The organism is Bacillus sp. 204(2023) (assembly GCF_037027505.1).
GTDB lineage: Bacteria > Bacillota > Bacilli > Bacillales > Bacillaceae > Bacillus > Bacillus subtilis.
This window is the reverse complement of sequence record NZ_JAXCHE010000007.1, coordinates 194,442-220,042: the sequence shown is the minus strand read 5'-3', so window position 1 is coordinate 220,042 and position 25,601 is coordinate 194,442. Positions and strand designations below refer to the sequence as shown.

At 42.9% G+C, this 25,601-nt stretch carries 21 protein-coding genes and 1 pseudogene; 16 read left to right on the top strand and 6 right to left on the bottom strand.

Annotation, left to right across the window (positions count from 1 at the left end; genetic code table 11):
- Positions 1-19: 19 nt before the first annotated feature.
- The 4 genes from WA279_RS15455 (at position 20) to WA279_RS15440 (ending at position 5,109) form a co-directional block, all read left to right on the top strand.
- Complete coding sequence (locus WA279_RS15455; protein WP_003227761.1) at positions 20-589, top strand: hydrolase; 570 nt, start codon at positions 20-22, stop codon at positions 587-589.
- The gene (locus WA279_RS15450; protein WP_133954626.1) at positions 589-1,947 is read left to right on the top strand and encodes an MFS transporter; all 1,359 of its coding nucleotides are present in this window, start codon (positions 589-591) and stop codon (positions 1,945-1,947) included. Before WA279_RS15455 ends, WA279_RS15450 begins: the two co-directional genes overlap by 1 nt.
- A gap of 178 nt (positions 1,948-2,125) precedes the next feature.
- Positions 2,126-3,598 carry an allantoin permease gene (pucI, locus tag WA279_RS15445; protein WP_336155914.1) on the top strand — a complete coding sequence of 491 codons (1,473 nt, stop codon included), beginning with the start codon at positions 2,126-2,128 and terminating at the stop codon, positions 3,596-3,598.
- A 104-nt stretch (positions 3,599-3,702) separates the two neighbouring features.
- Positions 3,703-5,109: a right-handed parallel beta-helix repeat-containing protein gene (locus tag WA279_RS15440; protein WP_336155949.1), complete on the top strand. Its 1,407-nt coding sequence runs from the start codon at positions 3,703-3,705 to the stop codon at positions 5,107-5,109.
- A gap of 81 nt (positions 5,110-5,190) precedes the next feature.
- Here WA279_RS15440 and WA279_RS15435 read toward each other — a convergent pair whose 3' ends face one another.
- Entirely contained in the window at positions 5,191-6,381 is a 1,191-nt protein-coding gene (locus WA279_RS15435; protein WP_003227769.1) for an MFS transporter, read from the bottom strand.
- 21 nt (positions 6,382-6,402) lie between these two features.
- Complete coding sequence (locus WA279_RS15430) at positions 6,403-6,816, bottom strand: MarR family winged helix-turn-helix transcriptional regulator (protein ID WP_003227771.1); 414 nt, start codon at positions 6,814-6,816, stop codon at positions 6,403-6,405.
- A gap of 224 nt (positions 6,817-7,040) precedes the next feature.
- On the opposite strand from WA279_RS15430, the gene WA279_RS15425 reads away from it, so the two are divergent.
- The 5 genes from WA279_RS15425 (at position 7,041) to flhP (ending at position 10,432) form a co-directional block, all read left to right on the top strand.
- On the top strand, positions 7,041-7,151 hold the full coding sequence (locus tag WA279_RS15425) for a protein usd (protein ID WP_010886628.1): 111 nt from the start codon (positions 7,041-7,043) through the stop codon (positions 7,149-7,151).
- 14 nt (positions 7,152-7,165) lie between these two features.
- Entirely contained in the window at positions 7,166-7,447 is a 282-nt protein-coding gene (gene spoIIID / locus WA279_RS15420; protein WP_003221804.1) for a sporulation transcriptional regulator SpoIIID, read from the top strand.
- A gap of 165 nt (positions 7,448-7,612) precedes the next feature.
- On the top strand, positions 7,613-8,614 hold the full coding sequence (mbl, locus tag WA279_RS15415) for a cell shape-determining protein Mbl (RefSeq protein WP_003227776.1): 1,002 nt from the start codon (positions 7,613-7,615) through the stop codon (positions 8,612-8,614).
- Positions 8,615-8,776: 162 nt separating this feature from the next.
- Complete coding sequence (gene flhO / locus WA279_RS15410) at positions 8,777-9,589, top strand: flagellar hook-basal body complex protein FlhO (protein WP_336155912.1); 813 nt, start codon at positions 8,777-8,779, stop codon at positions 9,587-9,589.
- Positions 9,590-9,622: 33 nt separating this feature from the next.
- The gene (gene flhP / locus WA279_RS15405; protein ID WP_336155910.1) at positions 9,623-10,432 is read left to right on the top strand and encodes a flagellar hook-basal body complex protein FlhP; all 810 of its coding nucleotides are present in this window, start codon (positions 9,623-9,625) and stop codon (positions 10,430-10,432) included.
- Positions 10,433-10,454: 22 nt separating this feature from the next.
- On the opposite strand, the gene rapD is transcribed toward flhP, so the two are convergent.
- Positions 10,455-11,519: an aspartate phosphatase RapD gene (gene rapD, locus WA279_RS15400; protein WP_014478211.1), complete on the bottom strand. Its 1,065-nt coding sequence runs from the start codon at positions 11,517-11,519 to the stop codon at positions 10,455-10,457.
- A gap of 191 nt (positions 11,520-11,710) precedes the next feature.
- Here rapD and fabZ point away from each other — a divergent pair, with 191 nt between their 5' ends.
- A complete protein-coding gene (fabZ, locus tag WA279_RS15395) occupies positions 11,711-12,136 on the top strand; it encodes a 3-hydroxyacyl-ACP dehydratase FabZ (protein ID WP_003221796.1) in 426 nt (141 codons plus the stop codon).
- Between the two features lie 72 nt (positions 12,137-12,208).
- Positions 12,209-12,604: a large conductance mechanosensitive channel protein MscL gene (gene mscL, locus WA279_RS15390; protein ID WP_021445844.1), complete on the top strand. Its 396-nt coding sequence runs from the start codon at positions 12,209-12,211 to the stop codon at positions 12,602-12,604.
- 46 nt (positions 12,605-12,650) lie between these two features.
- On the opposite strand, the gene WA279_RS15385 is transcribed toward mscL, so the two are convergent.
- Together WA279_RS15385 and WA279_RS15380 are read right to left on the bottom strand one after the other, a co-directional pair.
- Positions 12,651-13,622, bottom strand: a complete 972-nt coding sequence (locus WA279_RS15385; RefSeq protein WP_336155948.1) for a histidine kinase — start codon at positions 13,620-13,622, stop codon at positions 12,651-12,653.
- Positions 13,623-13,799: 177 nt separating this feature from the next.
- Positions 13,800-15,113, bottom strand: a pseudogene (locus WA279_RS15380) (sensor histidine kinase); the annotation flags it as partial.
- Positions 15,114-15,919: 806 nt separating this feature from the next.
- Between WA279_RS15380 and WA279_RS15375 the strand changes: the two are divergent.
- From WA279_RS15375 to WA279_RS15365, 3 genes are all read left to right on the top strand, one after another.
- The gene (locus WA279_RS15375; RefSeq protein ID WP_336155907.1) at positions 15,920-16,996 is read left to right on the top strand and encodes a response regulator; all 1,077 of its coding nucleotides are present in this window, start codon (positions 15,920-15,922) and stop codon (positions 16,994-16,996) included.
- 319 nt (positions 16,997-17,315) lie between these two features.
- Positions 17,316-23,279, top strand: coding sequence for a SpaA isopeptide-forming pilin-related protein (locus WA279_RS15370; protein ID WP_336155906.1), 5,964 nt, complete (start codon positions 17,316-17,318; stop codon positions 23,277-23,279).
- 103 nt (positions 23,280-23,382) lie between these two features.
- The gene (locus WA279_RS15365) at positions 23,383-24,021 is read left to right on the top strand and encodes a class A sortase (RefSeq protein ID WP_227058209.1); all 639 of its coding nucleotides are present in this window, start codon (positions 23,383-23,385) and stop codon (positions 24,019-24,021) included.
- Between the two features lie 139 nt (positions 24,022-24,160).
- On the opposite strand, the gene WA279_RS15360 is transcribed toward WA279_RS15365, so the two are convergent.
- Positions 24,161-24,571 carry a YwpF-like family protein gene (locus tag WA279_RS15360; RefSeq protein ID WP_003227794.1) on the bottom strand — a complete coding sequence of 137 codons (411 nt, stop codon included), beginning with the start codon at positions 24,569-24,571 and terminating at the stop codon, positions 24,161-24,163.
- Positions 24,572-24,745: 174 nt separating this feature from the next.
- Here WA279_RS15360 and ywpG point away from each other — a divergent pair, with 174 nt between their 5' ends.
- Both ywpG and ssbB read left to right on the top strand, forming a co-directional pair.
- The gene (gene ywpG, locus WA279_RS15355; RefSeq protein ID WP_014478204.1) at positions 24,746-25,129 is read left to right on the top strand and encodes a DynA interaction protein YwpG; all 384 of its coding nucleotides are present in this window, start codon (positions 24,746-24,748) and stop codon (positions 25,127-25,129) included.
- A gap of 76 nt (positions 25,130-25,205) precedes the next feature.
- A complete protein-coding gene (gene ssbB, locus WA279_RS15350; protein ID WP_014478203.1) occupies positions 25,206-25,547 on the top strand; it encodes a single-stranded DNA-binding protein SsbB in 342 nt (113 codons plus the stop codon).
- The last annotated feature ends 54 nt before the right edge of the window (positions 25,548-25,601 follow it).

Sequence of the window (25,601 nt, the reverse complement as noted above, 5' to 3'; positions counted from 1 at the left end):
CAGTATCAGGAGGAGACGTATGATGAATACACTCAACATTGATTTTCAAAAAACAGCACTGGTTATCATTGATTTACAAAAGGGGATTGTGCCGATTGATCAAAGCGGCCAGGTTGTCCCGAACGCGAAAAAGCTCGTAGATGAATTTCGGAAACATAACGGGTTCATCAGCTTTGTAAATGTAGCCTTTCATGATGGAGCGGACGCCCTGAAGCCGCAAACGGATGAGCCTGCGCAGGGAGGTTCAGGGGAAATGCCGGCGGACTGGGCCGAATTTGTTCCGGAAATCGGTGTGCAGGATGGCGATTATACTGTGACAAAACGGCAATGGGGTGCTTTTTTTGGCACAGATTTAGACTTGCAGCTGAGACGTCGCGGCATTGATACGATTGTATTGTGCGGCATCGCAACGAATATCGGGGTGGAAAGCACAGCACGGGAGGCATTTCAGCTTGGCTATCAGCAGATTTTTATTACAGATGCCATGTCCACATTTAGCGATGAAGAGCATGAAGCCACACTGCGCTTTATTTTCCCGAGAATCGGTAAATCGCGGACAACGGAAGAGTTTCTGGAACAAGTGAAATGATGTTATCGAAAAAAAGCCGGGCTGTTTTTTTAACAGCGGTGGCTTCGGGAACAATGCTGAATCCGCTGAACTCGTCTATGATCTCTCTTGCGCTCCATAGCATCCAGCATGAGTTTCACCTCTCGTTTACAACGGTTTCCTGGCTGATTTCCTCGTTTTACTTGGCGAGTGCCGTAGCGCAGCCCGTAACGGGAAAGCTCGGTGATTTGATTGGGCGGAAACGCTTGTTTTTATTCGGGCTTATTCTTGTTGCGGTTTCTGCCATCGGGGCGCCGTTTGCGCCGACGTTTATGACATTATTGGTCATGCGGCTGTTTCAATCGGTGGGGAGCAGTGCGATTTATCCGTCAGGTGTCGGCTTGATTCGGAATCATATTCATGAGCGCCAAGCTTCAGCCTTGGCTGTACTCTCTATTTTTGCGTCCGCCATGACGGCGCTGGGGCCGACAGTCGGCGGGTTTTTGATTGTATGGGGAGGCTGGCCGGCGATCTTTATCGTTAATTTGCCGTTTATTATCCTCAGCTTCTTATTGGGCCTGTATATGTTCCCGAAAGATCAGAAAAAAGGGGCAGGAATCAAAACCATTATTCAGCATCTCGACATTCTTGGAATTGTTTTATTTGCCGGGGGAATCATTTTCCTTCTATCCTTTTTGCTGTCGTTCAGCACGTCGCCGCATGCGGTTGAAGGTGTGCTTGGCTTGCTTCTGCTCTGTGCGTTTGTCTGGCGCGAGCTGAAAACGGATAAGCCGTTTATTGATGTCCGTCTGTTTAAAACACAACGTAACCTGTCAGCCGTGTATGTTCAGTTTATTTTATTGAATGTTTTCTTCTATTGTTTATTTTTTGGTCTGCCAAGTTACTTTCAGGATGAAATGCATCTTTCTGTTCAAACGAGCGGCCTGTTTATGCTGTTTATGTCTGGAATGAGCATCGTTGTGTCACCTCTAACTGGCAAATGGATCGACCGATCTGGTGTCGTCAAGCCGATCTTTGCGGGAGCACTTTTGATGACGGCTGGAGCCGTGCTCTTAACCATCTTTTTTATCAATGTCCAGACCATCGGGAAAGGGCTCATTCTGTCGCTCTTGGGTATAGGCTACGGACTGGGCAATGTCGCGCTTCAGGCAGCGATGCTGAAAACGAGTCCTTCCAACATGGTAGGAACGACTTCAGGCCTGTTTCAAACCTGCCGTTACCTAGGATCGATTTTGTCTTCGGTGATCCTTGGCGTTCTTTTTGGTAAAGAAATCACGGCCGCCCATTTTGATATGATGGGAATCATTATGATTATCACGGGAGGAGCAAGCCTGTTAATGGCTGTGAGATTTGCTGCATTAATGAAAACTGCATCTTAAGAAAGAGACGGGCTCAGAGGTCTGTCTCTTTTTCTTGTTTAAGCTGTTCAAATACAAACGGGAAAATTGTATATCATAGCCAGTGTTATTGTCTGACTCTTCAGTTATATTAAGTGACATCTAATGTCAAAAAACATAACGTGATGACATATAGACAATGTGGAAAGGGGAGCCGGCTATGAAATTAAAAGAGAGTCAGCAGCAATCCAACAGGCTGAGCAATGAAGATCTGGTGCCTTTGGGACAGGAAAAACGGACGTGGAAAGCACTGAACTTTGCCTCCATTTGGATGGGATGTATACATAACATACCGACCTACGCGACGGTGGGAGGATTAATTGCGATCGGCCTTTCGCCTTGGCAGGTGCTGGCGATCATTATTACGGCATCACTTATCCTATTTGGCGCTCTTGCCTTAAACGGCCATGCGGGGACAAAATACGGGCTGCCGTTTCCAGTGATCATTCGGGCTTCTTACGGGATATACGGCGCGAATATCCCCGCGCTTCTAAGGGCGTTTACAGCTATCATGTGGCTTGGCATCCAGACCTTTGCGGGTAGCACGGCACTGAACATTTTGCTTTTGAATATGTGGCCGGGCTGGGGAGAAATTGGCGGCGAGTGGAACATTCTCGGCATTCACTTATCTGGTTTGCTTTCCTTTGTATTCTTTTGGGCCATTCATTTACTCGTATTGCATCACGGCATGGAGTCGATTAAACGTTTTGAGGTGTGGGCAGGGCCTTTAGTGTATCTGGTATTTGGCGGCATGGTATGGTGGGCCGTTGATATTGCCGGAGGATTGGGCCCGATATACTCTCAACCAGGAAAGTTTCATACGTTTTCAGAAACATTCTGGCCGTTTGCTGCCGGAGTTACTGGCATCATCGGCATCTGGGCGACATTGATCTTAAATATACCTGATTTTACACGGTTTGCTGAAACACAAAAAGAGCAAATCAAAGGACAATTTTACGGTTTACCGGGAACATTTGCGCTTTTCGCATTCGCAAGTATTACGGTGACCTCCGGCTCGCAGGTCGCGTTCGGAGAGCCGATTTGGGATGTTGTCGATATTTTGGCGCGGTTTGATAACCCTTATGTCATCGTCTTGTCCGTGATCACGCTCTGCATCGCCACGATCTCTGTAAATGTCGCGGCTAACATCGTATCGCCCGCTTATGATATAGCGAATGCCCTGCCGAAATATATCAATTTCAAACGTGGCAGCTTTATCACAGCGTTGCTCGCTTTATTTACGGTTCCGTGGAAGCTGATGGAGAGCGCGACAAGCGTGTATGCGTTTCTTGGCTTAATAGGCGGCATGCTTGGACCGGTGGCAGGCGTGATGATGGCCGACTATTTTATCATTCGCAAGCGTGAGCTCTCGGTAGATGACCTGTATTCCGAAACAGGACGGTATGTGTATTGGAAGGGCTACAATTACCGTGCGTTTGCAGCCACAATGTTAGGAGCGCTGATTTCGCTGATTGGCATGTATGTTCCTGTATTGAAAAGCTTATACGATATTTCTTGGTTTGTAGGTGTGCTAATCTCCTTTCTTTTCTACATTGTTCTGATGCGTGTTCACCCGCCTGCATCATTGGCAATTGAAACGGTTGAACATGCGCAGGTCAGCCAGGCTGAATAAGATCTATTTAGACGGTATATTTTCATATTTTTGAATGGTTTTCCATAAATAGAGCATTTATAATGGTTTTAGAAATCTATTCTAAAACGAAATGGGAATCGAAAATGAGAAAATGGTATTTTATTCTTTTGGCGGGTGTTTTAACGTCTGTCATCCTCGCTTTCGTTTATGATAAGACAAAAGCGAATGAGGAAGGATCTGGGGATTATCTGTATGTTTCGCCAAATGGCAGTGATCAAAATGAAGGAACAAAAGAAAAGCCGTTTCGTACATTGGCACACGCATCTGAGAAGGCTGCTGCCGGCACAACTGTCATGATTCGGGAGGGCACGTATCATGAGACCCTTGATGTAAAGCACAGCGGTACGGACGGAAAGTCTATCACGTTCCGAAACTATGAAAATGAAAACGTCGTGATTAGCGGTGAATCCGTTACGGACGCTGAATATGAAACACCGCTTATTCGTATTCACGATAAACATGACATTGCCATCAGCGGTTTAACAATTCAAGATCTTTCTGTTTCATCTGAGGAAGCAACTGCTATAGGGATTTATGTATCAGGGTCCAGCAGTCATATCGCCATTAAGGATAATCACATCCGGGGTATTAAGACAACTGCGGATGAAGGAAATGCTCACGGAATCGCAGTTTATGGGACTGGCAGCATGAAAGACATCCGAATCGAGGACAATACAGTTGAGAAACTGACGCTTGGAGCGAGTGAAGCAGTTGTGCTGAACGGTAATATCGACGGCTTCACAGTTGCAGGCAATGTGGTCCGCAACAATAATAACATCGGGATTGATCTAATTGGTTATGAGGGAACCGCGGATAAAAACGATTACGTGCGAAACGGAGTCGTAGAAAACAATACAGTTTATCAAAACTCGACTTACGGCAATCCTGCTTATGGAGATGAATACTCAGCGGGCGGGATTTATGTCGATGGAGGACACGATATCGACATTAAGAACAACACAGTTTACGATAACGATATTGGGATTGAAGCAACGTCTGAACACAAAGGAAAGTATGCAAATGCCATTCAGATCACAGACAACAAAGTGTACAACAATGCGTACACCGGTATTTCAATCGGAGGATATGACAAAAAGCGGGGCGGCACCAGCAATTCTCTGATTGCCCGTAATATTATGTACCGGAATGACACAAAGGGACTGTATGGCGGACAGCTGCTGCTGCAGTACGATACGAAAAACAACACAATTGAAAAGAATATATTGACGGCTGGTGATTCCAGATTATTTATCGGAAACGATTTTACAGAAAATGAAGGAAATACGGTCAATCATAACGTGTACCACAAGGAAGCGGATCAAGACGGCATATGGATGTGGAAAAAGAAAGAATATGATTCATTTTCGTCGTATCGAAAAGCAACAAAAAACGATCAGCAATCCATTTATGCCGATCCGATGTTTCGTGATGAACAGTCGTATGACTTTACGCTAGATCCTGATTCACCTGCGCGGCCTGTCATTGAATAATTGCTATAAGCGGCGTTCTCTTAGAGAGCGCCGTTTTTTATATGTAAAAAAGACTGCCGGGATTTCCCGGCAGCCTGAAATTTATTCTGCAATAGACACTTTTCCTTCAGCCTCTGCAGGTTTTTTCTGGCTCCACGTATAGAGAAGCAGAGCAATTAAAACGAACAGCCCCGCTGTTAAATAAATGGCAGAGAAGCCGGCAGATGCTACAAACAATCCGAATACATACGATCCTACAGCAATTCCGCTGTCAAAGAAGGTAAAGAACGTTGCCGTTGCAAAACCGGAGCGGTGAGCCGGAGATTTCTGAATCGCCAATGTTTGCATGCAAGGAACGATTGATCCGTAGCCAAGACCGATAACCGCCCCTGAAAGCAGAAGCATTAAGCCGCTATGTGTAAAGGACAGCATGCATAGTCCAACAGAGAAAATCAGGATTGATGGGTAAATGACAATGCCCGGTCCGACTTTGTCGAACAATTTCCCTGTGAACGGGCGTGCAATCATCATTGTCACCGCAAAGCAAACAAAGAAATATCCGCTGATATCCGAAAGGTCAACTGATTTGGCGAATACAGACAGATATGATGTGACTGTTGAATAACAGAAAGAAATAAACAAACCGACCGTCGCAATTTTGAGTGCGCCCTTTTCAAACATATCCGAGAACGCAAAACGGAATACAGTCGTGCCGCTGTCCTTACTTTGCGGCACTTTTATCAAGAACGAAACAAGTAAGCCCGCAACCATAAACAGCGCAAAGGCTGTAAAGAATACAGGAAAGCTTACCACTCTCATCAAATTCAGGCCAAGGAAAGGCCCGATCGCCATAGCGAGGTTCATAGACATGGCAAAGTATCCAAGCCCTTCACCGCGCCGTTTGGCTGGAATAATATCAGCGGCAATTGCACCTGTAACAGTCGTTAAAATGCTGAACCAAATCCCTTGGAAGAACCGCAATCCGAGCAGCAGGGAAAAGTTATGAATCGGCATATACAGAAAAGATGATAGGGCGAAGAGCGCCATTGATACAATCGCCATTCTTTTCTTCCCGAAACGCTCAACGATGGCTCCGGAGAAAGGCCGTGTAATGATCGCAGACAGAAGGAACAGGCTGATTAAAAGCCCGCCTTGTGATTCTGTGCCGCCAAGCTCTTGCAGTGTATAGATCGGCAATACAGTTAAAAATGTATAAAAGAACACAAACACAAATAAATTGACAAGCAGGACCATAATAAAATCCTTGGTCCATATCGCATCCGCTTTTTTCAAATGTATGTCACTTCCTTATTTTCATTGTTGTAAAAACATGCGGAATAAATGAGAAAAAGCTTCTTTGTCTTCATCCCGGAAATCAGCAAGCAGCTCTTCCTCGAATTTCAGCATTTTCACATTGATTTCTTCGTATTTTTTCTCGGCTTCTTTTGTGAGGACAACAAGTTTTTCCCGTTTGTCTTCACCTTGCCGTCTCTGAACCCAGCCGTTCTCCTCCAGGCGTTTGATCGTCCGAGTCACAGTCGGCGCTTCCACATTTAAATAGGACCAAATCTCTTTTTGAGTCATTGGTCCGATCGTACGCAAACAATATAAAACTGACCATTGAGATGAATAAAGGCCGAATGGCTCTAGCTGTTCATTGGCTTTCTTGGCAATCAGGCGGGCGCTTTGGTTGATTTGATGAATGAGGTGTCTGTTGACGTAGGACATGTCGGTCTCCTTCTAAAAAACTTACCTAAGTAACTAATTGCTTATTTCATTTTACAGGAGGGATCAATAGTTGTAAAGATGAAAATTTAGTGACGCGAAATAGTTCGCTGAATCTGAAAAAGTTCGTTTCACCCCTTGTCCTTATTGAGTTTTTAGCATATTCCCAAAAGAATGCTAATACACTGTTACAAACCTAACAAAGAGAGTGTTTGAGGTGAGGGATCGTGGGCATATTTCACAAACTTACTTTTAAAACCATACAACGAAGAAGCGGCATAATGAACGACTCTTTACAGAATACGGATCTCATTTCACACTTCTCACATCCATTTTAGGGAGGTCGAGTGGTGTGCACGATTACATCAAAGAGCGAACAATCAAGATAGGGAAGTACATCGTGGAGACAAAGAAAACCGTTCGTGTCATTGCGAAGGAATTTGGTGTTTCCAAAAGTACAGTACACAAGGATTTAACAGAGCGTCTGCCTGAAATTAACCCCGACTTGGCAAACGAAGTGAAAGAAATACTCGATTATCATAAATCCATCAGGCATTTAAGAGGAGGAGAAGCGACAAAGCTCAAATATAAAAAAGATGAAATTCTCGAAGGAGAGCCTGTTCAGCAATCGTAATCACCTGGCATTGCCTTCTTGAAATCGTTCATAAAACATCCGCAAAAAATTGTAAAGAACTTATTGTGCTTCCAACTTTTTTTCTATATTTTATGATAATATATATAATTAGGGCACAATGTGGATATTTACTGTGAAACAGATTTTCAAGGAGGATATAAATAGATGTTTGCAAGGGATATTGGTATTGACCTCGGTACTGCAAATGTACTGATCCATGTTAAAGGTAAAGGAATTGTTCTGAATGAACCTTCCGTTGTTGCACTTGATAAAAACAGCGGCAAAGTGCTGGCGGTTGGCGAAGAGGCAAGACGAATGGTTGGACGTACACCTGGGAATATTGTTGCGATTCGCCCGCTGAAAGACGGAGTTATTGCTGACTTTGAAGTAACAGAAGCAATGCTGAAACATTTTATTAACAAGCTGAATGTAAAAGGCCTGTTCTCAAAGCCGCGCATGCTCATTTGCTGCCCGACGAATATTACATCCGTTGAGCAAAAAGCAATCAAAGAAGCTGCAGAAAAAAGCGGCGGGAAACATGTGTACCTTGAAGAAGAACCTAAAGTTGCCGCTATCGGCGCGGGTATGGAAATATTCCAGCCAAGCGGTAACATGGTTGTAGACATCGGAGGCGGGACGACGGATATCGCGGTTATTTCAATGGGCGATATTGTCACCTCCTCTTCTATTAAAATGGCTGGGGACAAGTTTGACATGGAAATCTTAAATTATATCAAACGCGAGTACAAGCTGCTGATCGGCGAACGTACTGCGGAGGATATTAAGATTAAAGTCGCAACTGTTTTCCCAGACGCACGTCACGAGGAAATTTCCATTCGCGGACGGGACATGGTTTCCGGTCTTCCAAGAACAATTACAGTAAACAGTAAAGAAGTTGAAGAAGCCCTTCGTGAATCTGTCGCTGTTATTGTTCAGGCTGCGAAACAAGTGCTCGAAAGAACACCGCCTGAACTTTCTGCTGATATTATTGACCGCGGCGTTATTATTACCGGCGGAGGCGCACTCTTAAACGGCCTTGACCAGCTGCTTGCCGAAGAGCTTAAGGTACCGGTCCTCGTTGCTGAAAATCCTATGGATTGCGTAGCCATCGGCACAGGTGTCATGCTTGATAATATGGACAAGCTTCCTAAACGCAAACTAAGCTGATTTCACAAACCTCATTCTGAAAAAGAATGAGGTTTTTTTATGAAAAAGCCTTCACGAAAAGATGTTAAATGACGATAATAGGATAAAATACTGAGTTTTTATTATAGAACGAACGTTCCTATATGACAACTGGAAAAAATGCCATTTTTAGAGGTGGGAAATTTGTTAAAAGGATTATATACAGCAACATCCGCAATGATTGCCCAGCAGCGAAGAACGGAAATGCTTTCAAATAATATTGCTAACGCAAATACATCAGGATATAAAGCTGATCAAGGCTCTATGCGCGCGTTCCCTGAGATGCTGCTCAGCAGAATAGAATCAAAATCTCCGGCTGGGACATCGAGGACGGAAATCGGTTCCGTGAATACCGGAGTGTATATGCAGGAGCTCAAGCCTCTCTTTACACAGGGGAGCCTGAAGTCTACAGAACAGCCTACAGACATTGCATTGATCGAAAATCAAGTTCCGATGAATGCGGAAACCAATGAAAACGCGGCTCTTTTTTATCCGGTTCAAACAGCGGATGGAATCCGTTATTCAAAAAGCAGCACATTTTCACTAAATGAGAACAACCAGCTGACGATCAACGGACGCCCTATTTTATCGACGGATCGCCAGCCAATCACTGTTGATAATGAGAATTTCACTGTGTCTGAAAACGGTACTGTTACAACGAACGGACGCACAGCCGGCCAGATTGATGTCAGAATGGCGGAAGATGTCCGCAATCTCAAACGGGACGGAAATGATTTGTACAGCACGGCGGACGGTAATGATCTGCCAAGCGCAGCCGGAAATAATCAGGTATCCTATTCATTAAAACAAGGCGTCTCAGAGCTTTCAAACGTGGATGTGACAAGCGCCTATACAGAAATGACTGAAGCGTACAGATCGTTTGAGGCGAATCAGAAGGTTATTCAGGCTTACGATAAAAGTATGGATAAAGCAGCAAATGAAATTGGAAAAATTTAAGATAACGGAAGAAAAAAACGGGGGACATCAACTATGCTCAGGTCAATGCTAACGGCATCAACAACCTTAAACCAGCTGCAGCAGCAGATTGACACAATCAGCAGCAACCTTTCAAACAGCAACACAACCGGCTATAAGGCAAAAGATACGAATTTTTCTGAGCTTGTCAGACAGCAATTCGATCAGGTTGATGAAAAAAACGAGGAAGTGGCAAAAGCCCGAAAAACGCCGCCCGGCTTGCGCCTTGGCGTCGGAGCGATGATGAATTCACGCCTGGTCTCTGATCAAGGGAGCATTCAGAAGACGGATCGCGATCTGGACATCGCATTTACGTCTCCATACCAGTATCTTCAGGTAAATGTAAATGGAAACCGCCAGTATACGAGAGACGGGGCGCTGTATGTAACGCCGTCCGCTGCGAATGCCAACCAGCTGCAGCTCGTCACTGGAAATGGGTATCCCGTACTTGATGAGAACGGCAATACAGTGAACATCGACAGCTCAATGAAGAATATCACCATCAATAAGAACGGCACCTTAACCGCCTCTAATGGAAATGCGGTTCAGCGGTTTAACCTTGGAGTTGTCCAAGTGAATAACCCTCAAGAGCTGAAATCGGAAGGGAATAACCTTTTCTCTATTGATAATGCGGCAGCTTTTGAAGAGCTGAACGGCGCTAAGAGACAAAACATCGGCATGCAGCAGGGCTCACTTGAGATGTCCAATGTCGATATTTCAGAACAAATGACAGATTTGATCACGTCCCAGCGTTCATATCAGCTGAACAGCAGAACGATCACAATGGGAGATCAAATGCTCGGTTTAATCAATTCAGTCAGATAATAAGAAAATGGGCGTTTTTCAATCAGCCGCGCATGATAAAAAAAGCGGCTTTTTCGAAATCGTCCTTTTTTTTGTAGTATTCCGTAATATCTTCTAACAGCACTTCTAAATCCACCCACGCCTCGATTTTTTCTAATTCAAGCACATATTCGAGCAACTGCTCATAAGGGTCTTCGGCTGATGTGTAGAGGGCTTCAAGCGTTTTTAATTTTAAATAAATGGTTTGAATGTCTACCTTTTCAGATAATTCTTTTCCTTTTTGAAGGACGGCTTTAGCTTCTGTGATGTTCCCTGTTTTAAAAAGCGCTCTGACAGACTCGTACACACAATGAAGATATGAGACTGGTGAATTCATTTCAAATTCTTGATTCTTTAATACTTTTCTAAAGTAAAGAAGCGCTTCCTGGTCTTTTTTCTCGGTCGCTTTTAAAAAGCCAAGGTTATAATAAGCGTGGCATAGCAGGTTTTCGTCATGTAGTTGCTGGGTTTTCTTAATGATTTCTTTGAAAAGCTGTTCAGCTTTTTCATAGCGTTCTTGATCAATATAATTCACGGCGAGCAAAAGTTTACAGGTGATTACCTTTTTGATATAGCCGAATTGGTGCAAATAGATGTGTAATGCTTTTTTGACGTATTGGATGGAAAGCGGCGGTGATTTCATCAAGTAATAGGCGCCGGCGGTTTGATAATATAAATCAGCGGCTTCAAACGTATTTTGAATGGCGGCCAGGTACTGTTCAGCTTTTTTAAAATGATGTACTGCATGTTTCGGAGCTGTTTTTACCATCTCATATAACCCAGAGAAAAAATACAGATAATATTTCAATTCATCATCCATTTTGTCTTCCAGGCCATATAGGTCATCGAACAATGAATCGAGTCCGTTCTGGTTTTCAAAAAGCAGCTGATGGCGGGCCTGAAACAATTGATAACGCATCCAAAGTTTTGTGTTCTTTTTGATCTTCGGAAGGTGCTGGTCAATTTTCTCTTTCAGTGTGCAAACGTGATTCATTTTGCGTTTGCTCATTGCGGAATACCACTCGTCTAACATGTTTAGCATTCTTTTTTCAATAAACTTCGAAATCATTTTCCTACCTCTTTGCTATTGGTAAAATCTATAATTATCATATCATAACTTTTGACGGCTCTCATTGACAGTTGGTTACATTTTAGCGCGGTTGAAAAAGAGATTAATTCATAATATACTTTTCAAATGTACAGATTGGATCTTTGATGATTGCTATACATACTAATGCAGATGAAGGAGATGTCAAGACAATGCTTGATACTCAGCAAATTAAAGAAATTATTCCTCACCGTTATCCGTTTTTGCTTGTGGATCGGATTACGGAAGTTGAAGAGGGCAAACGGGCAAAAGGCTATAAAAATGTAACCGCTAATGAAGAGTTCTTTAACGGACATTTTCCTCAGTACCCAGTTATGCCCGGCGTATTAATCGTAGAAGCACTCGCTCAAGTCGGAGCTGTTGCGATGTTGATTAAAGAAGAAAACCGCGGCAGACTGGCTTTTTTTGCAGGCATTGATAACTGCCGCTTTAAAAAACAAGTCAAGCCTGGTGACCAGCTTCACCTTGAGGTTGAAATCATTCGTGCCCGCGGTACAATCGGGCGCGGAAAAGGCGTTGCCACAGTTGATGGCGAAGTCGTTTGCGAAGTAGAACTGACTTTTGCCCTCGGAGAATAATTGAAAAAAGGCAGATGGCCAGCGGCACATTTGTCTTTTTTTCTTTACAAATATAGAAAAGCAGGTGATTGTATGTGGAATGAATTTAAAGCCTTTGCCATGCGGGGGAATATCGTAGACCTTGCGATTGGTGTAGTGATAGGCGGCGCTTTCGGAAAGATCGTCACATCTCTAGTAAATGATATCATTATGCCTTTGGTCGGTTTGCTGCTGGGAGGGCTTGACTTTTCAGGCCTGTCGTTTACGTTTGGCGATGCTGTAGTGAAGTATGGAAGCTTTATACAGACGATTGTGAACTTCTTAATTATATCGTTCTCCATTTTTATCGTCATTCGGACTTTGAATGGGTTAAGGCGCAAAAAAGAAGCAGCAGAAGAAGAGGCTGCGGAGGAAGCGGTGGATGCGCAGGAGGAGCTGCTGAAAGAAATCAGAGACCTGCTGAAGCAGCAAGCAAAGTCGCCGGAATAAAAAAGATGCCGTTAGAAACGGCGTCTTTTTTTATCTCAATTTTCGTTTAAGTTCGTTCTATGTCCTTCAGTCCCGCGGGGCTTTCCGTTGTTTCAGCGAGATGAATGAGCATTGAGACAGAGGTGCCTGCATCCGGAGTGCTGCTGATCATCAACTCGCTGCCGCAAAAATGTTTCAGCCGCTGATTGATATTTTTCAATCCGACGCTGCGATTAAAATCCGTTGATAAGAGATCTATTTGTTTTTCCGGAGTTATCCCGGCACCGTTATCCTCTACTTTGATGTAATACTCATTTTTGCATTGTTTTTTAGCTGTCAGTTTGATCCATCCTCCGCCTCTTTTCTTGCTGACACCGTGAAGAACGGCATTTTCCACCAAGGGCTGAATCATTAAAGGCGGAAGGATAAAGTCAATGTCTTCATCTATATCGAAAAGAACCTCAAGCCGATTACCGAATCGCGTCTTTTCTATAGAAAGATAGGAATTGATAATCGAAAGCTCATGTCTGAAGGAACTGATGGCTGATGTATTTTGAAAGTCAAAACTCATTCTTAAATAGTTAGTAAATTCCTCTGTTACCTCCCGGGCCTTTTCAATATCCAAATGAGTGAGAGAAATAATCGTGTTTAATACATTATAAAGAAAATGAGGCTTGATTTGCGATTGGAGAAATGCCATTTCCATTCTAGTGGCTTGATTTGCTGTATGTTTCATCATGATCAGGTTTTGAATACGCGCCATAAATTCAGAGTAATGATAAGGTTTTTGCAAAATGTCATTCGCTCCGGCATGAAAAGCCTTGTATTTGTCATGGCCGATAATGGCAGCTGTAATGATCAGAACCGGAAGATCAACCATGCTGAATCGTTCGCGAATTTTCATACAGACTTCAAAACCAGTCATATCCGGCATCATCAAGTCCAAAATAACCAAATCAAGCTTCGTGCAAGAGATGATTTCTAATGCTTCCTTTCCGTTCTTCACAGCAATCACATTGTAGGGCACACCTTCAAGCATATCGCTCAAAATTTTTAAACTGTCAATGTTATCATCGACAATCAGGATGGTTGGAGCGTCAATATGCTCAGAGTAATAAGGCGTGCTAAATGAGATATCTGATAGATCTCTCTCGGATTGTAATTCAGGAAGGCGTTTTTTTGTTTCAGATACAGGTTCATTTTGGGCGATCGGCAAGGTGAAATGGAATGCCGAACCTTTTCCTTCTTCCGATTCGACCCAAATGTCTCCGTTATGGAGCTGAACCAGCTGTTTGACAATGCTGAGGCCAAGACCGGCACCATCGTCTTTATTCGTTTCGGCTTGCTGAAAAGACTCAAAGATGGTTTGGCGATCGGCTTCTGAAATGCCGCTTCCTGTATCCGCTACTGTCACTTTGATCATGTTGTCGTTCAGTCTTGAAGCAGAAAGTGTGATTTGGCCCTCTTTTGTATATTTGATTGCATTGTCTACTAAATTGGTTAATATTTGGCGGAAGCGGTTTTCATCTGCGAGCACTAAAGGAAGATCGTCAGGGATATGGTTCATCATATTCAAGTTTTTATGTCTCGATAAAAGATTGTAGAAATTCATTTCCGAACAAACTAAAGTATAAATATCAACAGGAACCGGGTGGATTTGAAGCATGCCTTGCTTTATTTTTTCTAAATCCAAGATGTCATTTACCAGATTGGACAGCCTGTAGCCCATGCGGATGACGAGCTGCATATTTTCTTTCTCTTCTTCTATCGTTCTTTTTCCTTTGCCGGCCAGCAGGGTCTGGCATATATTAATGATGCTGTTCAGCGGTGTTTTGAATTCATGTGATGTTTTGGCAATAAATTCATCCTTTAGCCGGTCACTTCTGAGCAATTTCCACGACAGCACTTCATTTTCACGGAATGCTCCGGCAAATTGCTGCGCCATCAGCAGAACGATCGCCAGTAAAGCGATAACTGTTGGCAGTGAATAAATCGAATTAAAGGAAAAAGCCGTTTTGCCGCTGTAAGCAGAAATGGTGGTTAAAATGACAAAAGCACTCATTGATATAGATGCAATAGTAAGATACAGACTTCCTTCCATTTTGCGGATCGCAGCAATCGTAAAAATATATGTAATATAAACCAGAGTCGAGACGGCTAGCACAGAATGTAAGATGTACGAGGTATGGCCGATAAAACCCACGGTTAAAAAATCTGTGACTAAGACCAGCCCGGAAGAAACAGTGGCAATGCGAATAAAACGCTTTGAAACAATCTCTCTGTAAGCAAAAAAGAGATAGAGAAATACCGCAATGCTGACGAGCACTGTAGAGATTGCCCTCAATGAATTTAGCAGTGAAAATGAAATTGACGGATAGAGGAGAAATATAATCCGCTCTTTTCCGATCATCAGAATAATGAACGAAAACAGAAGACACATAACAGAAAAAAACAACAAATGTTTATCTTTTTTTCTTTGCAGGAAAAAGCCTAGAAAATATAATCCGGTAATGAAAAAAGCTGTAATCATGATTGTATCATTAAGAAAGGAAATTTTGTTTTCCCGCACTATTTGCTCCTGGATGCCAAAAGTAATTGGCTTTGCGATTCCCCATCCCGGCGTTTTTCCGAAGTTCGAAAATTGTACGATAAGTTCATTGTCACCCTTGTGAAGCGTAAAAAAGCTCGTATATGGGCGGTTTTGTGCCGCAAAATCAGGTTTATTTGAAGGGTTGCCGCTTTGGCCAATGAATTGTCCATTAAAATAGATGCGATTGGCACTGTAAATAAACGACGTGCTGATCCCAAAAACCTGATTGTCTTGCTTTGATCTGATGGTCAGCTTGTACGTTCCATAATCCACATTGATACCCTGCTTGGTCAGTTTTACATTGCTGGGGACATCAACGAATAAGGGACCTTTTCCTTTTGCTGAGGCGATCTCTTTTGGTGACAGAATCTGATTTGGATACAATGTCCATTTTCCGTTCAGCTGTACATTCCCATCCTTCTGAAAATCCCACTTCTCCAGGTTCATGATCCCATGCCTTGCCGCAGGAAGCGTTGATCCGGAAAAATGGTCAATGGCTATGAAACCCATAAAGAATGCAGCGTAACCGAAAATAATCGAAGTAAAGATGAATTTTTCTTTCATATTATAGCTCCTTTATTCAAGCAGGCCCATTCTAAATTCCTACCTTTTTATAAATATTGTAAGTGCAAAATTTCAAAAACTACAATAGAAAGAAAAAGAATCCAGATAAAGGGGTTATTTGTCATGATATAATAGAAGTTATTTACTGATATCTCGATTTTACATATAGGGTGGGATGTTTTGTGAAAGCGTTAATTGTTGATGATGAGCACTTGGCATTGCTTCATTTTAAGAAAATGCTTGAACGAACAAACGCCTTTCAATCTATTATGGCGTATCAAGATCCGGTTGAAGCCTTAGAGCATCCTGAGACTCCTGCTGTAGATGCGGTGTTTCTTGATATTGAAATGCCGGGGGTAAACGGCATTGAGCTTGCTGAGGCGATTCAATCGATGAATGAAAACATCCAAGTCGTTTTCATCACGGCTTATAATGAGTTTGCTATCAAAGCGTTTGAGCTGAATGCCATTGATTATTTGCTGAAGCCTGTCATATACAAGCGGCTTGAGACAACTGTTGAACGAATCAAAACGAATCATATGCTCAGACAAAATGCAGAAAATAACGAGGCGCATTTTTCCATCCAATGCTTTGGGAGCTTGCAGTTTCATCAAACCTTAAAGGATGTCAAAACAAGCATTCCAGTCAAGTGGAGAACGTCGAAAGCACGTGAAATATACTTATTTTTGCTTCACAATCAAGGCCATGTGGTCAGTAAAGAAATGCTAATCGATCTTTTTTGGCCTCATTACGATGTTTCAAAAGCAAGCACCCAACTTTACTCCACTATTTACCAAATACGAAAATTATTCAGCCAGATCCCTTTCAGCCAAACTATCGAGAAGACTGATACTGGATATATTCTTCGGCTTTCAGGCGCAAAAATCGATGTTGTCGAATGGGAAAAATCACTAAAAGGGGCGCCGCCGCTCAATACGGCTACATTACATCTGCACATGGATATTTTCATGTCCTATCAAAATCATTACCTAATGGAGCACGGTTATCTTTGGGCAGAACCGGAAAAGACGCGTCTTTCCCAGCTTTGGCTTGGAAAGGCCTATGAACTGATCGATTATCATATTCATGAAATGAGCGATCATCAAGCGATGGACATTTGCCTGCAAGCCGAGAAAATTGAGCCATGCGATCATAAAATTATGCAATACAAGCTGCAGCTATTCAACAAAAACGGGAAGGTAGAAGAGGCGATAAAAGAATATCAGCGTTACAAACAAATGAAGGATCAAATTAATTAAAGAACTCCAAACCAGTATGTGTCGATTGCCTTTCGATGCACACTGGTTTTTTTGTGCACTTAAAGGGAAGGCCCTCGCCATATGTGTCTCCTGGGTGAAACTTCAACTTTCTCCAATTCACTTCAATCATACATGATTTCTAAGTTGTACAGAAATTGTATAGTTCCATTTCATACAATGTAGTTTGGTTCGGATGGCAAATCTTAGTTTTGAAACTCATTCGGTATTAGCAGTTCTTTTTGGGGGATGAGACATGATGTTATGGTCTCGCGGATCAATCGGCAAGTGAAAGATAGATAAGAAAGGGAGGAATGAAAAGTTGAGAACGAGGAGTTTTCCCTTAGGGCTGAAAAAAAGCGGGCGGATCGTCATGATCATAAGCCTTGCCATCTTTTTCTTCTTCAGCCAGATCGCCAGCTATACTCTTACAGCACAGGCTGTGGACGTAACGTCAAGTGACAGCCAATTCTTCGATTCGGTAACAGTTAAGGACGCCAAGGGCCAGATTGTTGACGGATCAAAAGGAAACGAACCGGCACTAACACCGGGGGACGAAGTGACACTGACATATGAATGGTCATTGAAAAAAGACAAAAAAGCAGATAGCGAACAGGATATCAATGTGGAGATACCTAAAAGCTTTACATTTGATAAAGGTGCAGAAGGTGAGATCAAATCTGCTGATCAGGTCATCGGCAGCTATCAAGTGCCGGCGGGCAGCAGCACCATGACAGTAAAATTAACAACTGCATCCGCGGATTCTCTTGATGCCAAGGGGACCATTACACTGCCAGCTAAGTTTACTGCAGATGTAAAAGAAGATGAACATACAGCAGCAGCCCTTTTTCAGCTAGGGGGAGGCAAAACCCAGCAGGTGATCATTCCTGTTAAGAAAGAGGAGACACCAGATGCCGAGGCGGAAGAGCCAAAAAACGACTCTTCTGATACTGCGGGTGATCAGAAAGGGAAAGATGACAAACCTGCACCTTCAGTCAGCAAGGATCAAAAAGAGGAAGAACAGCAGCCGTCAGATGACTCTAAGAGCGGCGAAGTCTCTAAGAGTGATGATTCAAAAAAAGTGTCATCCTCAAGTCAATCAGCTTTCAAAAGCTTGCAAACTGAAGAAAAACAAATCACGCAAAATATGTTAACTGGCGTGACGTTGACGGACGAAAACGGAAAGCCATATGACAAGGGCAATCGCGCCAATACGAATTCTCCGGTGAAAATTTCAATTGATTGGGCCATTCCCGACAATTTAGGAAAAACGATCAATGCCGGCGATAAATATGAATTTGATTTGCCTAAAGAATTTATTATGCATAATGACATTGTGAACCTGCCGTTAGGCGCCGGAGACACCACATACGGGACATTTTCTATTGATACGAACGGACATGTGGTGATGACATTTAACGGCGAGGTAAAAGACAGTTCTAATGTCAAAGGCACATTGGTTATCAATACGCAGTTCAACGAGAAAAAAATAACGGGTTCGACAACACAAAAGATTCCATTTCCTGTGAATGCCGATACTCCTGAAACAACAGTTTATTTTAAACCCAATGTGAGTAAAACCATTGATAAATCAGGTGTGCTGGATAAAGGCATCAACCCTGGTAAAGTAACATGGACGGTCGATGTCAATAAAAAGTTGGATCAAGTCAAAAATGCCAAACTCACGGAAAGCCTTCCAGATGGCGTAATCTACCGTTCAGTTAAAGTGTATGAACTCAATGTGAACATTGATGGTTCTGTCAGCAGAGGAAATGAAGTTTCTTCCGGCTACAGTGTTGATTCAAAAGGAAATGTCACATTTGACGGGACAATTGATTCAGCCTACCGCCTTGTATACGAAACCGACATTGACAATGGTGCGAAGCCGAGTGAAGGCGGAAATATAACGCTGACGAATAAGGCGGCATTCAGCGGAGATCATCTGGAACCCATTTCTGCAGAAGCCACTGTTGCAGCCAAGTATGGAAAAATGATCGCGAAATCATCGACCGGCTATGATGGAGAATCTCAAACATTCAGCTGGGCTCTTGCATACAACTACGGTGAGAAACAGATCGACCAATCCAAGGCCAGCATTAAAGATTCTTTTGGAACTGGCGATTTGCATCTCGTGAAAGATTCTTTGAAGGTTATTCCTATTACCTTTGGACAGAATGGCAGCGAGCAAGCGGGCACGCCTTTAAAGGAAGGCGAGGACTACACGCTCATCGATAATGGAAGCGGATTTGAAGTCAAATTTAATAAAAACGTAACGAGCGCTTACAAAATCACATATCAAACAAAGGTCAACAGCGGAGTGATCATTGATAAATCGACAACATACACCAACAGCGTTGTGACCGGAACAGGGGATTCAAAAGAGGCTTCCGGAATAGCCATTCAGCAAAACCTCATCAAAGGATATTCAAACGTAGATTATGAGAAGAAGACGGCTGATTGGACGATTACAGTTAATAAAAATAAATACTTGATGAACAATTGGACTTTAGATGACCAATTTGAAAGCGGCGGAATGGTTCTGCTTGATGAATCGTTCAAGCTTCAAGACACAACGAACAACAAAACATTGCAGAAAGACAAAGACTACACGTTAACAAAAAAACCTGATCATAAAGGCTTTACTTTGGCATTGATCGGAGATTATGCAAAAACAGACAGTCAATTTAAGATCACTTATACGACAACATTCAATGCCGATTATTCTAACGAAAGCGTTAAGAATACAGCTCAGTCGACATGGACTGATCAAAACGGCACTGAGCGCACGAATAAGGTATCAAGCGGTTTTACGCCGAATCATCAGACGACAAACAATGGTTTCAAGAACGGTTCATACAACGCGGTTTCAAAGGAAATCACGTGGAAAATCGGTGTCAATTATAATGGCGAGCCGACGAAAAACCCTTATATCAAAGATGCCATAACAGATCCTCAGCAATTTGTGCCAGGTTCCGTTGTCGTTAAGAGTTATAAGATCAATAAAAACGGCTCGATCACAGAAGGAGACGCGCTTGATCCTTCCAAGTATGATGTCGAAGAGCCTTCTGCGAAAAATGAACGCACGCTGACGGTACACCTTAAAACAGGCGATTCTGTACCATATCTGATTGAGTTTAAGGCATCACTCAAAGGACAGGTCATTGATCAGAATCAGTACACAAACAAGGCAACCTACTATAATGACGGTTATGCAGACCGCACACTGACGGGCTCTGTTTCAGTTACGAACGGAGGAAGTCTGGTTTTCAAAGGCGGCAAACAAAATGGAAGCTACATCGATTGGAACATCAATGTCAACTCCAGCCAATCAACGCTGGATGACGTAAAAGTTACTGATACGCCGGATGAAAATCAAATATTAGATGCGGATTCTTTTAAAGTGTATCAAGCAAAGTATGATGAAAACGGAGTGGTCAAAGACAGCAGCGGAAATCTGACCGCGGGAGATGTCGAGCTTCAAAAAGACAAAGACTACACGTTAGACATCAAAACGGACAATACAACAGGGGAACAATCGTTTGTCCTGACATTCATAGGCAGCTATAAACAAATTGACCGCGCCTATGTGATCAAATACCGGTCTTTGATTAACATAGCCGGCACGAACGGCCATGTTAAAAATAAGGTGTCCATTTCAGGAACAAATGTGAAGGAGCAGACTCAAGAAAACAGCAGCTCGATCTTTGTTGCCATTTCAAGCGGTGACGGTTCCGGATCCGGAGATAAAGGAAACCTGACGATTTTTAAGACTGGAGAGGACGATAAAGCTCTTGAAGGAGCAGAATTCCAGTTATGGTCTGAGGACTCCAAACAGCTCCTCCGCACTGGTACGACGGATGCCGGCGGGAAGCTTACATTCGGAAATATTCGCTACGGTTCCTATGTATTAAAAGAAGTAAAAGCGCCTGACGGATATACCATCAGTGATGCTTATGCAAAAGGAGTCTCTGTAAAGATAGACAGCAACTCCTCCAAGCCAGGAGCGCTGTACAAAGTCGTAAATCAACAGAACAAGGTGACGCTTATCAAACAAGACGAACAAAACAATCCTTTGGCAGGTGCTGTTTTCAAGCTGGAGAAAAAGTCAAATGACGGCACCTATACTCTCATACGAACAGATATCAAATCTGATAAAAACGGAAAAGTAGAAATGAACGGTTTGCCGGCGGGCTACTATCGCTTGACAGAAACACAAGCTCCTGAAGGCTTTATCGTAAATACAAAAGCGATTCACTTCTCAGTCGCAAAGAATGAAAAGAATCAAGTGTCCGACGTTAATTTAGGGAAAATGACCAACTATCAAGGAAAAGTCTCTCTGACGAAGGAGAATGCTGAAGGCCAGAAACTTGAAGGCGCAGTATTCAACATTGTCGATCAAGATGGAAAGGTCGTTCAAGAGAAGCTGACTTCAGATAAAGACGGTAAAATCGAGGCTTCGGGTCTTGCGCCGGGACGCTACGCCTTTGTGGAAACAAAAGCGCCAGCGGGTTATGTGCTGAATACAAAGAAGAAAGAATTTACCATCTCAGAATCTGCAGCAGGAAAGCCTGAAGCCGCAGATGCCGGAATCGCCGTTAACGATAAAGGCTCTGTTGAGTTGACGAAGGAAGATGCCGATGGCAAGAAGCTTGAAGGAGCCGTCTTTAAAATTATCGACAAGGAAGGCAATACGGTTCAAGAAGGACTGACCTCAGATAAAAACGGGAAAGTCGCAGCTTCAGGCCTTGCACCGGGACGCTACGCTTTTGTTGAAACGAAAGCGCCAGCGGGCTATGTGCTGAATACAGAGAAAATTGAGTTTGAGATCTCTGATTCCTTTGAAGGAAAGCCTGAAGCTACAGATGCCGAAATCGCTATTAACCATAAAGGCTCCGTTGAGTTGACGAAGGAAAATGCTGAAGGCAAGAAGCTTGAAGGTGCAGTATTCAACATTGTCGACGAGGAAGGAAATACGGTTCAAGAAGAGCTGACTTCCGATAAAGATGGAAAAGTAAAGGCTTCTGGCCTTGCGCCGGGACGTTACGCCTTTGTTGAAACGAAAGCGCCAGCCGGTTATGTGCTGAACACGGAGAAAAAAGAGTTTACCATTTCAGAATCAGCAGCAGGAAAGCCAAAATCCGCGGATGCCGGGATCGTCGTGAACTATCAAGGATCGGTTCAGCTGACGAAGGAAGATCAAGATGGAAAAGGCTTAGCAGGCGCGGTATTCAAAATCACGGACAGCAATGGGGAAACAGTGAGAGACGATCTAGTCTCAAAAGAAGGGGGCAAAATTGAAGTTGACGGGTTAGCGCCGGGAAGCTATCAATTTGTTGAAAAACAGGCGCCAGATGGATATCTTTTATCCGAAAAACCAGTGTCATTCACCATTAAAGCAGAATATGGCGGCAAACCTGAGCAAGTGAAAGCAACAGCGGTTAATACGAAGAACCTTGTTGTCCTCACCAAAATGGATCAGCATGATCAGCATAAAGTTCTGCAAGGTGCGGAGTTCAATTTGACAGATGCCAACGGCAAAGTGCTGAAGTCCGGTTTGGTTACCGATGACAAAGGACAAATCACGGTGCACGGCCTTAAAGCTGGCGAATATCAGTTTGTTGAAACAAAAGCGCCTAAAGATTATGAGTTGGACCAAACTCCTATATCGTTCAAGATCACAAACACAGACACAAAACCAGTCGAAATCACCGCGGAAAACATATTGGCACCAGGTGACGTAAATGTGAAAAAAGTGGATCAAGACGATAAAAATACCGTTTTGGAGGGCGCTGAATTCAAGTTATTGGACGAAAGCGGCAAGCCTGTAAAAACTGACGGGTATGGAAAAGAGCTTTCTAAACTCTGGAAAACAGATCAAAATGGGCAGTTCACTGTAAAAGGCCTTGCGCCGGGAAGCTACCAATTGATTGAAACGAAGGCTCCCGAAGGTTATAAACTTGACGAAACACCGATTGAATTCACAGTTGAAAAAGGACAGTCAAAAGCTGTTGAGATCGTAGTTTCTAATCAAAAAGTGAAAACACCAGCGCCTGATAAACATGATCATCCTGATAAACCTGCACCGGGTGGAAATGGAAAAGATGATGGAGATCATCCGAATACCAATGGTACAGATGGCAGCTCGGATGGTCAGTCGAACACAGACAAAACCCTTCCAAAAACCGGAGATACAGACAGCATGCTGACAGCAATGATCGGTATCCTGCTGCTTATGGCAGGCGGAGGCTTAGCTGTTGCCTCAAGAAAGAAACAAAGAAAAGGATAAAGTTGAAGGCACCTGATCATTGAAGAATCGATCAGGTGCTTTTTTGAAAAGTGAAAGTGACACGGAGCGTTTTTAGAAGGATGCATAAGAAAGGGTTTTTTGCATGTACAAGAAAATGATCATTACGGTGTTCATCCTTTTTGGACTGCTGCTGATCTCTTCTCCTTATATCAAAGGTGGAATTATAGCTTATCTTAGCAAAAGCCAGAGTGAATCGGCCTTAACTGTGGAGCAGCTGAAAAAAAATAATGAGAGAGAAGCGGAATTTGAATTTGATTCAATCGAGCCGCCTGAGTTAATGGATGCTGTAAAGGCCGGCTTTGATCACGATCAAAAAGCGGTTATCGGGCGGATAACAATTAAAAGTGTCGATCTGGAGCTTCCGATCGTAAAAGGCACAACCAATGAAAATCTTTTGATAGGGGCGGCAACAATGCGCCCGGATCAAAAAATGGGTGAGGGAAATTATCCGTTGGCGGGCCATCATTTGAAGCAAAAGAATCTTCTGTTCGGACCTCTGGAAAACATAAAAACAGGTGCCCAAATTGTCATCACGGATTTTAAAAAGGATTATATCTATTCTGTAACATCTAAAGACATCATATCGGAAATGGATGCAGATGTAGTTGAGGAGACAAACAAAAAAGAGATTACGCTAATCACATGTGACAAGGCTGTCAAAACTGAAGGGCGCCTTGTTGTGAAAGGGGAATTGGTTGATTCTTTTGGCCATACAAATTAAATATGGAAGAGTGAAAGCACGAAAAGAAAAGCTGCCGTTCAAAACGGCAGCTTTTTTCATGCAGAACATATCTATTCAAAATGTCTATTGTGATGCTCTTCGGTTCTGTGTCTGTTTTGGGGAACATGCCCTCTCATATTTATAACTTTTGTTTAAATGCCTCAATGAGTTTTGTTCCTGTATAGCCCTCTTTTACAAGGGACTCGAGAATGGTTTCAGTGCCCTGCTGTTTTCTTGTGACCATTTGTCCGTAGAGTAAAACCTGGATGCTTTCTTCCAGCTTGACGATATTTTTCACTGCTGCTGTCAGCTGGGCGGGGCGATTGCTTTTTTTCGTGATCGTTACAAATACTTTGGCTTCAGATTGGCTGTTTTGAAGCTGTTCAAAAAAAGACAGATGTTCTTTCTGTACAAGCGCCTCAATCAGCCAGTGATTTTCACCGTCTTCTTTATTTATAATCAGTCCGTCAATAAGGGGAAACTGTTCAATTGATTGTTCTTCCTTGTCCACTCGTTCCACATTCAGGTCAACCAGTTTAAAGGTTTTCATTTCTTCTCACCCCGATTACTTCCAAAGTTTTCTTGCCTTCCATTATAACATAAACGTTTTCGAGGAAAAAATCCTGCAATGTTGGAGCTAAAGAATTTTGTATGAGCGAAACATTTAATAATTTCTATTTTTTCATTATACTGTAACTGACTATGGATTACGGAGAGATGTGGTATGAATCAATTTCGTTTAAAAGAAATTTATATTGACGGCGCTCCTTCTGAAAGCCATTTGATTCAAAAGGAAGTAACATATATGTTAAGCCGTAAAGAAGTGTTTGAGGTTCATCTGAACAAAAAAGGAAGAATAAGTTTTTTATACGAAACACAAGATGGCATGGAGCAGTATAAAATCAAGCTGTCAATGCCGGAAAAAAAATTGAGCTTTCAGTGGTTTGCGTGGGATGGCTCTTCCTATGTGCGCATGAATACGCAAAACTGGCTGACAAAGCAAATCTTTTTCCGTTTTTTAAAAAGTACATATTTCTTCAAAGGAAAAAAGCAAAAGATGTTTTTAGCTGAAGGAAAAATGAAAACGAAAGATAAAAACAGAGGCTGAAAGCCATTTTTAAGCGTTTTTCTTTTCTTGTTGCATCATTTACAATACATACAACCGCAAGGAGAGGAGGAATCGCATGTTCAATCAGGTCATGCTTGTCGGACGTCTTACAAAAGATCCTGATCTTCGCTACACTTCCGCCGGTGCGGCAGTTGCACATGTTACGCTCGCGGTAAACCGCAGTTTCAAGAATGCTTCAGGTGAAATCGAAGCTGATTACGTCAATTGCACACTTTGGAGAAAAACAGCTGAAAACACAGCGTTGTATTGCCAAAAAGGTTCTCTCGTCGGCGTAAGCGGACGGATTCAGACAAGAAGCTATGAAAACGCGGAAGGCGTTAACGTGTATGTAACAGAAGTGTTGGCTGACACTGTTCGTTTTATGGACCCTAAACCCCGGGAAAAAGCTGCCGATTGACAACCCCTGCTCCTCCTGTTTTCTATCCATTCACTATAATCCGGATCTCCGCAT

What these genes read in the sequence shown, in the direction of transcription:
- mbl (WP_003227776.1), top strand. Translation starts at nt 7,613, where the DNA reads ATGTTTGCAAGGGATATTGGTATTGACCTCGGTACTGCAAATGTACTG.
- WA279_RS15440 (WP_336155949.1), top strand. Translation starts at nt 3,703, where the DNA reads ATGAGAAAATGGTATTTTATTCTTTTGGCGGGTGTTTTAACGTCTGTC.
- WA279_RS15430 (WP_003227771.1), bottom strand. Translation starts at nt 6,816, where the DNA reads ATGTCCTACGTCAACAGACACCTCATTCATCAAATCAACCAAAGCGCC.
- rapD (WP_014478211.1), bottom strand. Translation starts at nt 11,519, where the DNA reads ATGATTTCGAAGTTTATTGAAAAAAGAATGCTAAACATGTTAGACGAG.
- WA279_RS15450 (WP_133954626.1), top strand. Translation starts at nt 589, where the DNA reads ATGTTATCGAAAAAAAGCCGGGCTGTTTTTTTAACAGCGGTGGCTTCG.
- WA279_RS15360 (WP_003227794.1), bottom strand. Translation starts at nt 24,571, where the DNA reads ATGAAAACCTTTAAACTGGTTGACCTGAATGTGGAACGAGTGGACAAG.
- WA279_RS15385 (WP_336155948.1), bottom strand. Translation starts at nt 13,622, where the DNA reads ATGCTTGAAGGTGTGCCCTACAATGTGATTGCTGTGAAGAACGGAAAG.
- fabZ (WP_003221796.1), top strand. Translation starts at nt 11,711, where the DNA reads ATGCTTGATACTCAGCAAATTAAAGAAATTATTCCTCACCGTTATCCG.
- pucI (WP_336155914.1), top strand. Translation starts at nt 2,126, where the DNA reads ATGAAATTAAAAGAGAGTCAGCAGCAATCCAACAGGCTGAGCAATGAA.
- WA279_RS15365 (WP_227058209.1), top strand. Translation starts at nt 23,383, where the DNA reads ATGTACAAGAAAATGATCATTACGGTGTTCATCCTTTTTGGACTGCTG.
- mscL (WP_021445844.1), top strand. Translation starts at nt 12,209, where the DNA reads ATGTGGAATGAATTTAAAGCCTTTGCCATGCGGGGGAATATCGTAGAC.
- WA279_RS15455 (WP_003227761.1), top strand. Translation starts at nt 20, where the DNA reads ATGATGAATACACTCAACATTGATTTTCAAAAAACAGCACTGGTTATC.
- ywpG (WP_014478204.1), top strand. Translation starts at nt 24,746, where the DNA reads ATGAATCAATTTCGTTTAAAAGAAATTTATATTGACGGCGCTCCTTCT.
- ssbB (WP_014478203.1), top strand. Translation starts at nt 25,206, where the DNA reads ATGTTCAATCAGGTCATGCTTGTCGGACGTCTTACAAAAGATCCTGAT.
- flhP (WP_336155910.1), top strand. Translation starts at nt 9,623, where the DNA reads ATGCTCAGGTCAATGCTAACGGCATCAACAACCTTAAACCAGCTGCAG.